This window comes from Rhodococcus aetherivorans, from assembly GCF_011058165.1.
Lineage (GTDB): Bacteria > Actinomycetota > Actinomycetes > Mycobacteriales > Mycobacteriaceae > Rhodococcus > Rhodococcus aetherivorans.
Genome location: NZ_JAALEG010000045.1, coordinates 18,431 through 32,090 on the forward strand (window position 1 = coordinate 18,431; position 13,660 = coordinate 32,090).

Annotated in this window: 11 protein-coding genes; 7 read left to right on the plus strand and 4 right to left on the minus strand. The window is 69.8% G+C overall.

From position 1 onward, the window contains the following. Nucleotides 1-2: 2 nt before the first annotated feature. Entirely contained in the window at nt 3-1,814 is a 1,812-nt protein-coding gene (gene treZ, locus G6039_RS17845; protein WP_080688615.1) for a malto-oligosyltrehalose trehalohydrolase, read from the plus strand. 64 nt (nt 1,815-1,878) lie between these two features. On the opposite strand, the gene G6039_RS17850 is transcribed toward treZ, so the two are convergent. Beyond that, nucleotides 1,879-3,402 (minus strand): MFS transporter, encoded by a 1,524-nt coding sequence (locus tag G6039_RS17850; protein WP_043801900.1) that lies wholly within the window; start codon nt 3,400-3,402, stop codon nt 1,879-1,881. A gap of 94 nt (nt 3,403-3,496) precedes the next feature. On the opposite strand from G6039_RS17850, the gene G6039_RS17855 reads away from it, so the two are divergent. After that, nucleotides 3,497-4,033: a TetR/AcrR family transcriptional regulator gene (locus tag G6039_RS17855; RefSeq protein ID WP_006943765.1), complete on the plus strand. Its 537-nt coding sequence runs from the start codon at nt 3,497-3,499 to the stop codon at nt 4,031-4,033. A 135-nt stretch (nt 4,034-4,168) separates the two neighbouring features. Here G6039_RS17855 and ilvA read toward each other — a convergent pair whose 3' ends face one another. The 3 genes from ilvA to G6039_RS31120 all read right to left on the minus strand — a co-directional run bounded on the left by ilvA (nt 4,169) and on the right by G6039_RS31120 (nt 6,228). Beyond that, nucleotides 4,169-5,491 (minus strand): threonine ammonia-lyase IlvA, encoded by a 1,323-nt coding sequence (gene ilvA, locus G6039_RS17860; RefSeq protein WP_037200948.1) that lies wholly within the window; start codon nt 5,489-5,491, stop codon nt 4,169-4,171. Between the two features lie 115 nt (nt 5,492-5,606). Further along, nucleotides 5,607-6,041, minus strand: coding sequence for a nitroreductase family deazaflavin-dependent oxidoreductase (locus tag G6039_RS17865; RefSeq protein WP_006943762.1), 435 nt, complete (start codon nt 6,039-6,041; stop codon nt 5,607-5,609). A gap of 55 nt (nt 6,042-6,096) precedes the next feature. After that, nucleotides 6,097-6,228 carry a hypothetical protein gene (locus G6039_RS31120; protein ID WP_255326746.1) on the minus strand — a complete coding sequence of 44 codons (132 nt, stop codon included), beginning with the start codon at nt 6,226-6,228 and terminating at the stop codon, nt 6,097-6,099. A gap of 1,477 nt (nt 6,229-7,705) precedes the next feature. On the opposite strand from G6039_RS31120, the gene G6039_RS17870 reads away from it, so the two are divergent. The 5 genes from G6039_RS17870 to G6039_RS17890 are packed head-to-tail and all read left to right on the plus strand — an operon-like array spanning nt 7,706 to nt 13,553. Beyond that, nucleotides 7,706-9,379 (plus strand): thiamine pyrophosphate-binding protein, encoded by a 1,674-nt coding sequence (locus G6039_RS17870; RefSeq protein WP_029544144.1) that lies wholly within the window; start codon nt 7,706-7,708, stop codon nt 9,377-9,379. Nucleotides 9,380-9,399: 20 nt separating this feature from the next. Then, nucleotides 9,400-10,056, plus strand: coding sequence for a hypothetical protein (locus G6039_RS17875; protein ID WP_006943756.1), 657 nt, complete (start codon nt 9,400-9,402; stop codon nt 10,054-10,056). Nucleotides 10,057-10,058: 2 nt separating this feature from the next. Beyond that, nucleotides 10,059-11,114 (plus strand): 3-oxoacyl-ACP synthase III family protein, encoded by a 1,056-nt coding sequence (locus tag G6039_RS17880; protein ID WP_029544146.1) that lies wholly within the window; start codon nt 10,059-10,061, stop codon nt 11,112-11,114. Further along, nucleotides 11,111-12,142, plus strand: coding sequence for an aminotransferase class I/II-fold pyridoxal phosphate-dependent enzyme (locus G6039_RS17885; protein WP_037201743.1), 1,032 nt, complete (start codon nt 11,111-11,113; stop codon nt 12,140-12,142). The genes G6039_RS17880 and G6039_RS17885 overlap by 4 nt, the downstream gene beginning before the upstream one ends. A 10-nt stretch (nt 12,143-12,152) precedes the next feature. Then, the gene (locus G6039_RS17890) at nt 12,153-13,553 is read left to right on the plus strand and encodes a cytochrome P450 (protein WP_029544150.1); all 1,401 of its coding nucleotides are present in this window, start codon (nt 12,153-12,155) and stop codon (nt 13,551-13,553) included. Nucleotides 13,554-13,660 lie beyond the last annotated feature (107 nt).

Genomic DNA, 13,660 nt, shown 5'->3' on the forward strand with positions numbered 1-13,660 from the left:
GGTTGCATCGAAACTGCAACAGATTTCGGAGGCCTGCAGGCGCGACGACGACCGGGCATGCTGGTCGGGTGCATACCTTCGAGGTCTGGGCTCCGACCCCGCAATCCGTCCGGCTCCGCGTCGACGGCACGGACCACCCCATGCGCCGGGACGACGGCGGCTGGTGGCGCGCCGAGGTCGACGCCTCCCCCGGTGCCCGCTACGGGTACGTCCTCGACGACGACGAGACCGTGCTGCCCGACCCGCGCTCGCCGCGGCAACCCGACGGCGTGCACGGCCTGTCCCAGCTGCACTCGCTCGACGAGAGCGCCTGGACCGACGCGTCCTGGACCGGTCGGCAACTCGCCGGCGGAGTGGTCTACGAGCTGCACGTGGGCACCTTCACCGATGGCGGCACCTTCGACGCGGCCGTCGACCGCCTCGACGACCTCGTCGAGCTCGGGGTGGACCTCGTCGAGCTGATGCCGGTCAACGCCTACAACGGCACCCGCGGCTGGGGCTACGACGGGGTGCTCTGGTATGCGGTGCACGAGCCGTACGGCGGCCCGGACGGCCTGCAGCGCTTCGTGGACGCCGCCCACGCCCGCGGCCTCGGGGTGATCCTGGACGTGGTCTACAACCATCTCGGACCGTCCGGCAACTACCTGGACCGCTACGGCCCGTACCTGTCCGGCGGGCAGGGCACGTGGGGCGCATCGGTCAACCTCGACGGGCCGGACTCCGGCGAGGTGCGCCGCTACATCCTCGACAATGCCCTGCGGTGGATGCGGGACTTCCATATCGACGGGCTGCGCCTGGACGCGGTGCACGCACTGGTCGACCACACCGCCGTGCACCTGCTCGAGGAACTGGCCGTCGCGACGTACCGGATGTCCGCGCACCTCGGCCGGCCGCTGAGCCTGATCGCCGAGAGCGACCTGAACGATCCGAAGACGATCTCGCCCCGCGCCGCCGGCGGCTACGGCCTGCAGGCGCAGTGGGACGACGACATCCACCACGCCGTGCACGCCGCCGTCTCCGGCGAACGACAGGGCTACTACGGCGATTTCGGTTCGCTCGACTGTCTCGCCCGCACCCTGCGGCACGGGTTCTTCCACGCCGGGACCTATTCGAGCTTCCGCGGGCGCACGCACGGGCGCCCGCTCGACGTCGGGCGCATCCCGGCGAGCGCCCTGCTCGCCTACACGTGCACCCACGACCAGGTGGGCAACCGGGCGATCGGCGACCGGCCCGGTCACTACCTCGACCACGGTCAGCTCGCCGTCAAGGCCGCGCTGGTGCTCACCTCCCCCTTCACGCCGATGTTGTTCATGGGCGAGGAGTGGGACGCGAGTTCACCGTTCCAGTACTTCACCTCCCACCCGGAACCCGAGCTGGCCCGGGCCACCGCCGAGGGACGCCGGCGCGAGTTCTCCGAGCACGGATGGGACGCCGAGGACGTGCCCGACCCTCAGGATCCGGAGACGTTCCGGCGGTCGACCCTGAACTGGGCCGAGCGCGCCGAGCCGGGCCACGCGCGGGTGCTCGACTGCTACCGGCAGCTGCTGGCGCTGCGCCGCGAACGCGCCGAGCTGACCGATCCGTGGCTCGAGCACCTGCACGTCGACTACGACGAGGACGAGCGCTGGATCGTGATGCACCGCGGCGGCCTTCATGTGGCGTGCAACCTCGGGCCCGACCCGGTGACCGTGCCCTTCGGTGGTGCTCCCCTGGTGTGGTGGGAGCCGGTTGTGGTCAACCGGACCGGGTCCGCGACGCTCGTGCCGGGGCACTCGTTCGTCGTGCTCGACTCTGCCGTCACACCGCGGGCCTGAGGCCGCGCAGGGTCACCGCAGGCCGGAGGCCGCACAGGGTCACCGCAGCCGGAGGCGCACAGGATCACCGCCGGCGGAGCATGCGCAGGGTCAGCGCGGCGGTGGCCGCCAGGATCACCGCCGTGGCGGCCGCGGCCCCGTGCGTGCCGGCGACGAACGCGGCCCGCGCCGACTCGAGCAGGGCCTCGGCCTCCGCCGCCGGGAGTCGTCCGGCCGCGGCCACCGCGCCGCCGAGGGTGTCGAACTCGTGGCCGGAGCCCGGAATCCCGAGCCGGGAACGGTAGACGGCCGTGACGACGCTGCCGAGCACCGCCACCCCCAGCGCGACACCGAGTTCGTACGCCGTCTCCGACACCGCCGACGCGGCGCCGGCCCGGTCCGCCGGGGCGGCCCCGACCACCAGGTCGGTGGTGAGGGTCAGCGCGACGCCGACCCCCACGCCGATGAGGGTGAAGCCGACGACGAACAACCCCGCCCCGTGGGTGGTGCCGAGAGCCAGCAACATCGCCGCACCCACGGCCGCGATGGCCAGAGCACCCGACAGGACGGTCCCGACGGGCAGGCGCCGCACGAGCCATGCCGCTCCGAGCGAGGACAGAGCGCTGGTCGCGGTCCCGGGGAGCATCAGCAGACCCGCCTGTAGTGGTCCGATCCCGAGCACCAGCTGCAGATACTGCGACCCGAAGAACAGCACCCCGGCGAGGGCGAAGATCGCCAGCAGATTCGTCAGTACGGCCGCGGAGAACTCGCGCCGCCGGAACAGAGTGAGATCGAGCAGCGGGTTCTTCGCGACCCGCTGACGGTGCACGAACGCCGCGGCGGCCGTCAGACCGCCGCCCAGCGCGACCAGCGCGGCGGCATGCGGGCCGTGCAGCGCCGTTTCCTTGACCGCGTAGACGATCGGAACCACGGCCAGCAGCGACAGCGCGGCCCCCGGCAGGTCGAAGCGGCCCGGGTGCGGATCCCGCGATTCCGGGACGAGGAACGGCCCGGCGAGGACGAGCACCGCCATGATCGGCAGGTTGATCAGGAAGACCGACCCCCACCAGAAGTGTTCGAGCAGCCAGCCGCCCACGAGCGGGCCGAGCGCGGCGCCGCCGCCGGCCATCGCGCCCCACACGCCGATGGCGACGGTCCGCTCCCGCGGGTCGGTGAACATGTGCCGGATGAGCCCCAGGGTCGCGGGCATGAGGGTGGCGCCGGAGATTCCCTGCAATGCACGCGCCAGGATCAGCATCTCGGGGCTCACCGCCCACGCCGCGACGGCCGAGGCCGCGGCGAAGCCGACGGCGCCGACCAGCAGGAGCCGGCGACGGCCGACGCGGTCGCCGAGCACGCCCATCGTCACGAGCAGGCCGGCGACGGCGAACGAGTACACGTCGATGATCCACAGCAGCTGCACCCCGCTCGGGGCCAGATCGGCACTGAGGAAGGGCAGGGCGAGGTCGAGAACGGTCGCGTCGACCGCGATCAGCAACACGGCACAGGCGAGTACCACCAGCCCCGCCCAGGTGCGCACACCCGCGGGCGCAGGCCCGGTCCCCGCGGCCGCCGGGCGGAGCCCCGGCATCTGCCCGGTGTTCGTCATCCGTCTTCCCTCCACACTGAACCGTCCAGCCGGTACAGAAATACGGTAGCACCGACCGTCCGGACGGTACAAAGACAATCGGTAGAATCGGCCCATGGCCTCCGACACCCGCGACCGCATCCTCGACGCCCTCGAACGCACCCTCGTCGACGTGGGGGTCGCCCAGGTGACGCTCGAGGGCGTCGCGGCCGCCGCGGGCGTCTCGAAAGGCGGCCTGCTGTACCACTTTCCGACCAAGGAGTCGATGCTCGCCGCGATGGTGCGGCGCCTCGGCGAACGGGGCGACGCCCGGCTCGCCGATGCCGTCGCCGGCGGCACCCCGGTCGCGGAGTGGTATCTCGCCGATCCGGACGAGACCGGCGACGCCGCGGAGATGGCCCTGTTCCGGTCCACGGTGGCGGCGCTGCGCAGTGCCGACGGCCAGCACGACGACGTGCAGCGCGCGGTGGTCGAGGTGATGCGCTCGTGGGACGAGGGCCTGCGCGCCGAGATCGACGATCCCGTCACCGCCGAGATCGTGCGCCTCGTGGGCGACGGCATCTACCTCGGTGCGATGCTCGGCCTCCCGAAGCCCGATCCGGAACTGCACAGACAGGTGGTCGCCCGCCTGCTCGGCTCCGCACACCCCTGATCGCCGGAACCGCCGCCACACCCGCACCGATCGGAATCACCCGGGCGGCGCACGCGGTTCACGGGCGCCGGCACACACCGGACGGGCGGGCCCGGCGGGGACAACACACCTCCCCCGCCGGGAATCCCGTGCGGCTCAGGTGAGATAACGGTAGGCCGGCGAGCCCGGCTCGAGCCGCTGCGCCTCGATCGGCGAGGCCGACATGCGCGCCAGCAGCGGCGACAGGCCGTCCGCCGCCCCGAGTTCGATGCCGACCAGCGCCGCCCCGAATTCCCGGTTGTTGCGCTTGACGTACTCGAACAGCGTGATGTCGTCGTCGGGTCCGAGCACCTCGTCGAGGAACCGCCGCAACGCACCCGGCTCCTGGGGGAAGTCCACCAGGAAGTAGTGCTTGAGGCCGCGGTGCACGAGGGAGCGCTCGATGATTTCCCCGTAGCGGGAGACGTCGTTGTTGCCCCCCGAGATCAGGCACACCACCGTCGAGCCCGGCGCGATGGTCAACCCCTCGAGAGCAGCGACGGACAGCGCGCCCGCGGGCTCGGCGATGATGCCCTCGTTCTGGTACAGATCCAGCATCGCGGTGCACACTGCACCCTCGTCGACCTGGGTCATCCCGAACGGTCCGGTGCCCAGACCGTCGTTGCGGAGCGCCGCGACCAGCGGCAGGTTCGCGTGGGAGACGATCTCGGCGCCGAGCCGGGAGACCACCGCGTAGGGCACGTCGCCGACCCGCTTGACGGCGGCACCGTCGACGAACGGATCCACCTCGGGCAGGGTCACCGGTCCGCCCGCGACGAGGGCCGCGGTCATCGACGCCGCGCCGGCCGGTTCCACCCCGACGATGGAGGTGGACGGCGACTTCTCGTGCAGGTACGCCGCGATGCCGGCCAGACAACCGCCACCGCCGACCGGAACCAGCACCAGGTCCGGCGCCGCGGGCAGCTGGTCGAGCACCTCGCGGGCGATGGTCCCCTGCCCCGCCGCGGTGCGCGCGTCGTCGAACGGCGCGACCATCGTCGCGCCGGTACGCGCGACGTCCTCGGCGGCGGCGGCCGCCGCCGCGTCGAACGTGTCGCCCGTGGGGATGAGTTCGACGAAGGCACCGCCGTGCGCACGGATGCGGTCCCGCTTCTGCTTCGGGGTCCGGGTGGGCACGTAGATCCGGCCCATCACCCCCATCGCCCGGCAGGCGTAGGCCACACCCTGCGCGTGATTGCCGGCGCTGGCCGTCACCACACCCGCCTCGCGTTCGGCGGGAGAGAGCTGCGCCATGACGTTGTATGCGCCGCGCAGCTTGTAGGAGCGGACGCGGGTGAGGTCCTCGCGCTTGAGATAGACGTTCGCGCCGGTGAGGACGGAGAGCCGCTCGCTGTGCTCGAGCGGGGTGGGCGCGACCACCGCCGAAATTCGCTCCGCCGCGGCCTCGATGTCGGCCACGCTCAGGGCGGGCAGGTGCATCGGATCGGCGGCTCGCGAGGTAGTGGTCACCTACCTATGCTGCCACTGCCCGCCCGGAACCCCCAACGCGGGTTTCGTCACCCCGCCGGCCACACCCGGCTCCCGCGCTCGCGCGTCAGCGCGGTTCCAGGATCAGGAGCGGGATCTCCCGGTCCGTCTTCTTCTGGTACTCCGCGTAATCGGGGAAGGCCTCGACCGCGCGCCGCCACCACAGATCCTTCTCCTCGCCGTGGACCTCGCGGGCGGTCATGTCCCGGACCGTCGGCCCGTCACGCAGTTCGACGTGCGGGTCCGCCAGGACGTTGTAGTACCAGACCGGATGCTTCGGGGCACCGCCGAGGGAGGCGACCACCGCGTAGACGCCGTCGTGCTCGACCCGCATCAGCGGGGTCTTGCGCAGCTTGCCGGTCCTCGCTCCGCGGCTGGTCAGCACGACGACGGGCCGGCCGTTCAGGGTAGTACCCTCGGTACCGCCGGAACTCTCGTACAGCGCCACCTGGTCGGCGGCCCACTGGGACGGACTCGGTTCGTATTCTCCGGTGAGAGGCATGGCCCCGATTCGACCACGCCCGGCCGCCCCTCGCTGCCAAAACACGGCTCATCTGTCAAACCACCAGCGAAAAAGGGTCGCCAGGCAACCGACGTGCATTCAACGTCTCGACCAGCCGCCGGATCACTGGCTTCGGCTCGGACTCCCGATGCAGCCGCAACGCGCGTTCACGCAGCTGGCTGGGCACTTCCACATTCTCACGTGTATGGGTGCCAGAATATGATTAGCGTGACTAATTATCGGTTACATTGGTAGTTCGGGGCGTGGACACTCGAGAAGGACCGGTCTTGCTGTATTCGCCGAAGCGCGTCTGCCGGCCGGTCGGCCGCGACGATCGCGCCGACGGCAAGACGAAAGGATGCTGGTCCGAGTCCGTCACAACGGTGGCAACGTACTGATCGCATGGAAGCCCAACGGTTTCATTCCGGGGTGTCCGCGCACCGCCGCGCCTACCTGCGCAAAGGATGCAGGTGCGGGCCTCGACCTCACCGACCACGCGGTTGACCGGCGCCGGGGTGGGGCGACAGTCAGCCAGGTCGAACCAGTCCGAGAGGGACTCGAGCAGCCAGGGGTGTCGAGCAGACCGCCGACCAGCAGGACGGGCAGTCCTCCCGCCTCCAACGGTGGGGCCGTAACTCCTCGGACCAGGTTGTGTGCCTGCTGCCGCTGCCGAAGGGCACGTGCCTCCTCGTACAGGGGCACGTGCAGCGCGGTGGCGAACCGGTCGGCCGCACGCAACAGATCAACAGCCATGTGACAACTCTTGCGTGGATGACCTCGGTCACTCGACGGGGAAATCCCTCGAACTCGCCGTCCACCCGCTCCGATCGGGGACAACCCGGCGCGTCCGGTCCAGGGTTTCCCCCGTCGCCGGTCACCGTGCCCGTGCCGAATGCTGTTCTACGTCAACCATTCGTGCCGGCGGCTCATCACCCGCCCGCCGCACACTGCGAGGGAGAACACCTTGACCAAGAACGTGTGTCGTGCAGCGGTGGCCGCCCCCAAGGCGATCCATCCCGTCAGGCTCGGCCCGCTTGCTCCCGCATCCGCGTCGATGTTCAGGGTGCCGGTCGTGGGCGGGTCGTGGGCGCGGCACTGTCACGTCGAGCGCCCACCTATCGGGAATCGGCAGGTCAGGTAGTCGACTACTCGTTACCGCCGCAGGACGAAGTGCGAGGCCTTCTGCACGGATGCTCTCCCCAGACCCGATATGGGACTTGCGAGTGCGTCGCAGGATGTGCCGATGAAGTGAGGGCGTCATGACCGAAGACGCAGCGATCGCCGAAGCCACGGGACGGTTCACCTCCGCCCGGCGCCGAAGCGGCTCGCCCGGCAGCGTGTCCGCCGTCGTCCGGTCCGGCCGCTGACTGCACGGTTCGTCCTGTCCCCACCCGTGGTATTTCCTCTCGGGGTAGAGATTTGCAACCTGGGGTGCCTACTGGGGGCAGCGGCGCCGGCACATTGTGGTAGGCGATCAGCTGCGCACCAGGCGGAGCGCAACGATGCAGAGATTCCGGGTAGGCCCGGCGCTCCCGAATCTGACCCCAGCCCCTACGTGTGGGGTCGCCCAAGGGCACCCGTGACGGTGACCCGATCGGGCCAGACCTCACCACATCGGGAAGCGACAAGAAGAGCAGGGACCGAAGTCCCGGGAGGAGCACGGCATGGTAACGAGCGGTCGAAGTCATGGACGCGAACAGCGGCGGGTCGTCGACTACCTGGTCGATGCGGTGGCCGCGCTGGGCGTGCGGAACATCTTCGGGGTGGACGGCGCCAACATCGAGGACCTCTACGACGCGGTCTTCGATGCCGACGTGGATGTGACCGGGGTGGTTGCCAAGCACGAGTTCTCCGCGGCCACCATGGCCGACGGGTACGCACGCTCGTCGAGTGGGCTCGGTGTTGTCGCCGCCACCTCGGGTGGTGGCGCGATGAACCTGGTCGCCGGACTGGCCGAGTCCTACACCTCGCGGGTGCCGGTGCTGGCCCTGGTCGGTCAGCCACCGACCACGTTGGAGGGCGGCGGGGCGTTCCAGGATTCCAGCGGCCGGGCGGGTTCGATCGACGCTGCGCGGTTGTTCTTCGAGATCTCCCGCTACTGCACGCGGGTCGAGCGGCCCGAGGACATCGCCGAGCACCTGGAGCGGGCGGTGTCCGCGGCGCTGTGCGGTGGGCCTGCGGTATTGCTGTTGCCCAAGGATGTTCAGCAGGCCACCGTTACGGGGCCCCGGTTCACCCCGCCGACCCGCCGGGTGGTTCGCGATCACATCGGGCTGGCCCGGGTCGCCGAGATGATCGCCGCGGCCCGGCGGACCGGCAAGATCGTGCTCATCGTCGGCGATCAGGTGGCGCGCAACGATGCCCGCGCGCAGGTGCGGGCGTTGGCCGTCGCGTTGGACGCGGCGGTCGGGGTGGCACCGGATGCGAAGGATTGCTACGCCGCCGACGAGCATGGATTCTGCGGTGTGGCAGGCATAATGGGCCACGCCGAACTCGTCGACGCCGTGCAGCAGGCGGCGTTGTGCCTGCTGGTGGGCACCCGGATGCCGATGACCGCACGAGCCGGGCTCGACGGTGCGCTGGCCGGAGTGCCGGTGGCCAGCATCGGCGCCGAACCACCCTATGCGCCCACGGTGCACGCGGTGAGCATGGACCTCGGGTCGACACTGGACGAGCTCACGGCGCTGTTCGACGTCGACGGCGTACCGGAACCGGCAGGCCCGCAGGCCCTGACGACGCTGGAGGTACCCGACTCCTCGGGTCCGGGGCTGCGCTACCGCGAGGCCGTGGAGGCGATCACAGCGATGCTGCCGGCGGGAGCGGACGTGTTCGCCGACGCCGGGAACACGGGCGCATCGGTGGTGCATCATCTTTCGGTGCCCCGCGGCGGGCGGTTCGTGGTCGCCCTCGGGATGGGCGGCATGGGCTACAGCTTCGGCGCGGGGATCGGCTCGGCGTTCGCGCGGAACAGAAGGACGTTCGTGATCGCCGGGGACGGCGCGTTCTTCATGCACGGCCTGGAGATGCACACCGCGATCGAGCACGACCTGCCGGTGACATTCATCGTGTTCAACAACAACGCGCACGCGATGTGCGTGACCCGCGAGCAACTGTTCTACCGCGATCGATACAGCTTCAACCGATTCCGGCCGGCCCTGCTCGGCGAGGGGATCGCGGCGATGTTCCCGACGCTGCCGGCATTCGCCGCGCGAAGTGTCGGCGAGCTGACCGACGCGCTGGCACGCAGCGCGCACACCGAAGGCCCGTCGTTCGTAGCGGTGGACTGCGATCCCGACGAGATACCACCGTTCCTGCCGTTCCTGACCAGCCCCCGATAAAGAACCGAAGGAGAGAAATCGTGACCATCAGTCTTCCCGCTCTGAGCGACATCGCCGAGGATCTGATCCCGGGTGTGCTGCGGATCGAAAATTCCGACAAGGAGGCCACCACACCGATCATCGTGGACATGCTGCGGTCGGTGTACCCGCACGACCAGGTGTTCGGTCAGTTCTGCCCGGTCAACGCCTACATCGCGGCGCCGCCGCGTGAGGTGTACGAGTACCTTGCGGACACCCGGTGTCTGGAGGAGTGGACCTACAGCCTGCGCGGGTTCACCGAGACCGACGAGCCCGGGCTGTGGCTCTCCTACGACCGACTCGGCGACCAGACGAAATGCTATGTGCGCACCGTCGCGAACCCCGACGCGATGACGGTGGACTACCACTGCGCGTGGGACCAGGGCCGACACCTGTGGATGATCTATCTGATGCGGGTGGTCGATGCGCAGGTGGTGCTCAACAAGCCCGGATCGGTGGTGCTGTGGACCAACTGCCGCCACCCGTTCTACGACGAGAACCCTTACCCGGAGACGGCACCGGCGAACCGCCCGGTGTGGGTCGGCGACTTCTGGGACATGTTCTCCGCCGGACATCAGTTGGAGATGGACAACCTCAAGGCCATCTGCGAGTACCGCGCCACCCACGGTCTGCCGATCAAGCCGGAATGGATGAAATGAGCATGACAGTGCACGCACCGATGACAGCGGCCCGGCCCACGGTCAGCCTGGTCGACGTCGCCAGCTATCTACCGGAGAATCGGGTTCCCACCGAATATTTCACTCAGTTCTCCCGCTCGGACCGGATGGCGAAGAACGTCATGTTCCGCTCGCCGAAGTATCGGCACCACGTGGCCCGTGACGAGACTGCGGTGGACATGGTGGAGCGGGCGGTGGCCCCGCTGATCGACAGGCACGGCGCGGACACGATTTCGAACGTGGATGTGCTGCTCACCCACACCCAGCTGCCCGACAACCCGGTGCTCGGCTGCGGCCCGGAGGTGGCCCGCCGGTTGGGATTGCGCCCGGACTGGGTGATCGACGTGCACAACGGCGGCTGCGCGTCGTTCGTGCACATGATGGCGCTGGCCCGGACCATCCTGCAGAGCTCCGATGCGACCACGGCGCTGGTCGCCACGACCCAGAACAGTGCGGGACAGGTCTTCACCCAGAGCGAGATCCGAGGGTTGGCGCATGCCTCGGTCCCCGGCGACGGCTGCGGGGTCGGCCTGTTGACCAAATCCGACGACGCCCCGATCCTGGGCATCGAATGCCGCACCTATCCGGAGTTCGGCGGGGACATGACCTTCGAGGGAGTTCCGGTCTCCGATCGCAAGTACTGGGAGCCGGGCCTCGGGCAGGTCTGCGTGGGGTTCACCGAGTCCAAGATCACCAAGGTGTTCGCCCGCGGCAACCGGCTGGTGCCGGAGGTGGCGCTGGCGGTCTGCGATCGGATCGGCGTGCAATCCGCCGAGGTCGACACCTTCGTCACCAACCAACCCAACCGGCTGTTCCTGCGGAACTGGCGCGAGGCCATGCAGCTGACCCCGGAGCAGCACCCGGACACCTTCGACGAGTGCGGAAACCTGTTCGGCGCCGGCATTCCGGTGACGCTGGATACCGCCAACCGGGACGGGCGCATCGGCAACGGGTCACTGGTGGTGCTGGCCGGATTCGCCCACGCCGGCGACTTCGCCGGTGCGGCCGCCGTCCGATGGGGAGCGGGGCCGACGCCATGACCGGCGAGATCGCGGAGGCGACGACACCGTCGGCGGGGAGCGGCGTGACCAGGCCGGTGCCCCACTTCGAGCTCGGGCTGAGCGAGAACCCGTTCCCGCCGTTGCCGTCGGTGCTGGCGGCGCTGTACGAACAGATGGCCCGGGCGAATCGATATCCGGAGTTTCTGCCGCAGCGGCTTCCCCGGATCATCGCCGACCGGGTCGGTGTGGACCCGGAGCAGGTGGCGGTCGGTTCGGGCGCGACGGGGGTGGCGATGCAGATCATGCAGGCCGTGCTGCGAAGCGGCGAAACCATGGTGTTCGCGAACCCGACGTTCGACGGTTATCCGATCATGGCCGACATGTTGGGCGTGGAAGCGGTGGCGGTGCCGCTCGATCATGGTGGTCGCCAGGATCTGTGTGCGATGGGCGAGGCGGTCGACGACCGGACCGGGCTGGTGGTGGTGTGCCGGCCGCACAACCCCACCGGCACCCTGGTCTCCGCGGCCGACCTGGAGGTGTTCCTGTCCTCGATTCCGCCGCAGGTGGTGGTGATCCTCGACGAGGCCTACGTCGAGTTCATCGACGCCGCCGACGCGGTCGATGTGCTCGGCCTCATTCGCCGCTACCCCAATATGCTGGTGCTGCGGACGTTTTCGAAGGCATTCGGGCTGGCCGGGCTGCGCATCGGGTACGTATTCGGAGGGCGGGAGCTGGTGGCGCGGGTGCGGCGCCGGCAGCTGCCGTTCGGGATGAGTTGCGCGGCGGTGGCGGCGGTGACCGCCTCCTATGCGGCGGAGGACGAACTGCGGGACCGGGTCGCGCGGATCACCGCCGAACGCGAACTCTTGTGGGTGGCGTTGCGGCAGAACGGGGTGCATGTTCCCCGCAGCCATGCCAACTTCCTCTACCTGAACGGGTCGCGCATCGCACCGGCGCTGCAGTGTGCCGGCATCGTGGCAAAACCCTACGCCGACGGCAGCGCCCGCATCGCGGTGGGCGATCCCGCCGCCGGCCGCGCGGTGCTGCGGGCACTGCAGGCGATCTGAGGGCCGCGGTATGTCGACGATGTTGCCGCGTGCCTCGCAGTTACGTGCGGCCGGGCGCGGTGCTGTTCGCACGCTCACCGCCGGGGCCGATCCCGATCGCTATTTCCGGTGGCGGCGCGACCGCGACGGTGACCCGTTCGAGGTCCGGTTTCCCGGCTTCACGCCGATCCTGTTCACCGGACATCCCGAGGGTGCCCGAGATATCTTCCGTGCGCCCGTCGATCTGGTCGAGCCCCCGACCCCGAATCCGATCGCGCCGCTGGTCGGGGACGCGTCGCTGATCTTGATATCCGGAGAGCGGCACCGCCGGGAACGGAAATTGTTGACACCACCGTTCCACGGGGAGCGGATGCGGGCATACGGCGAGATCATCCGCGTTTCGACCCTCGATGAGATCGCCGACTGGACTCCGGGACGCACCGTCGACTCGCGGTCTGCCCTTCGGGCCATCACCCTGCGCGTGATCCTGGAGGCGGTGTTCGGGCTCACCGGCACCGAACGCCCGGCCGAATACATCCGGGTGGTCGCCGATTTCCTCGCCGCCTACACCGGCCCGCTGATGTTGGTTCCACCGCTGCGCCGCGGTGTGTTCGGACACGCGCCCTGGGATCGGTTCGTCCGCGCACGCGACGAATTCGATGCGTTGCTGACCGAGGACATCGAGCGCCGGCGCGCGGAGCCCGAGGACGGCCGGGTGGACATCCTGAGCATGCTGCTCGCCGCGACCTACGAAGACGGGTCGCGGATCGACGACGGCGAACTGCGCGAGGAACTCCGCACATTGCTGGTGGCCGGGCACGAGACCACCGCGACCTCGGTGTGCTGGGCGTTGTTCCATCTGCACCGCCACCCTGAGGTCCGCGAGCGGGTGATAGCCGAGGTGCGGGACCTGGGCGCGACGGCGGCGCCCGAGGACCTCGCTCGGTTGCCGTACCTGGACGCGGTGTGCCACGAGACGCTGCGGTTACACCCGCCGGTGCCGATCGTGCTGCGCCGGCTGACCGGGCCGCTGCACGTGCGCGGCGTCCCGGTAGCCGCGGGCGCAACGGTCGGTATCGCCCTGCCGCTCCTGCATTCGCATCCGGATGTCTGGGAACGACCCGACCGGTTCGATCCGGAGCGTTTCGTCGGGCGGCGCTACAGTCCGTTCGAATTCGCGCCGTACGGCGGCGCGCATCGACGGTGCATCGGGTTCGCCCTGGCGGAGTACGAGATGCCGATCGTGCTGGCGACCATCCTGTCGCGGGTCCGGCTGGCTCTGCCGGAGCGGGCCCTACGCCGGCCGCCGCCGGTGTCGGTCCCACACAACATCGCGACCGGGCCGCGTCGGCCGATCATGTTCGAAGTGTTGGGCCCGCGGCACCAGGACGACCGTTCGGACGGGTCGTCGGTCCCGCACGGTCCGGGGTGATGTCGAGCGCGGCGGCGCCCGGTGTTCCGGGCGGGGATGAATCCGATTGCCGACGATCGAGAGCAGGATCGAGATGAGCACCACCACCGACGGCTACCCGGCCGGGC

Excerpts from the sequence above, each read along its gene's own strand:
- G6039_RS17870 (WP_029544144.1), top strand. The coding sequence starts at position 7,706 with ATGGTAACGAGCGGTCGAAGTCATGGACGCGAACAGCGGCGGGTCGTC.
- ilvA (WP_037200948.1), bottom strand. The coding sequence starts at position 5,491 with ATGCACCTGCCCGCCCTGAGCGTGGCCGACATCGAGGCCGCGGCGGAG.
- G6039_RS17865 (WP_006943762.1), bottom strand. The coding sequence starts at position 6,041 with ATGCCTCTCACCGGAGAATACGAACCGAGTCCGTCCCAGTGGGCCGCC.
- G6039_RS17890 (WP_029544150.1), top strand. The coding sequence starts at position 12,153 with ATGTCGACGATGTTGCCGCGTGCCTCGCAGTTACGTGCGGCCGGGCGC.
- G6039_RS17855 (WP_006943765.1), top strand. The coding sequence starts at position 3,497 with ATGGCCTCCGACACCCGCGACCGCATCCTCGACGCCCTCGAACGCACC.
- G6039_RS17880 (WP_029544146.1), top strand. The coding sequence starts at position 10,059 with ATGACAGTGCACGCACCGATGACAGCGGCCCGGCCCACGGTCAGCCTG.
- G6039_RS17885 (WP_037201743.1), top strand. The coding sequence starts at position 11,111 with ATGACCGGCGAGATCGCGGAGGCGACGACACCGTCGGCGGGGAGCGGC.
- G6039_RS17850 (WP_043801900.1), bottom strand. The coding sequence starts at position 3,402 with ATGACGAACACCGGGCAGATGCCGGGGCTCCGCCCGGCGGCCGCGGGG.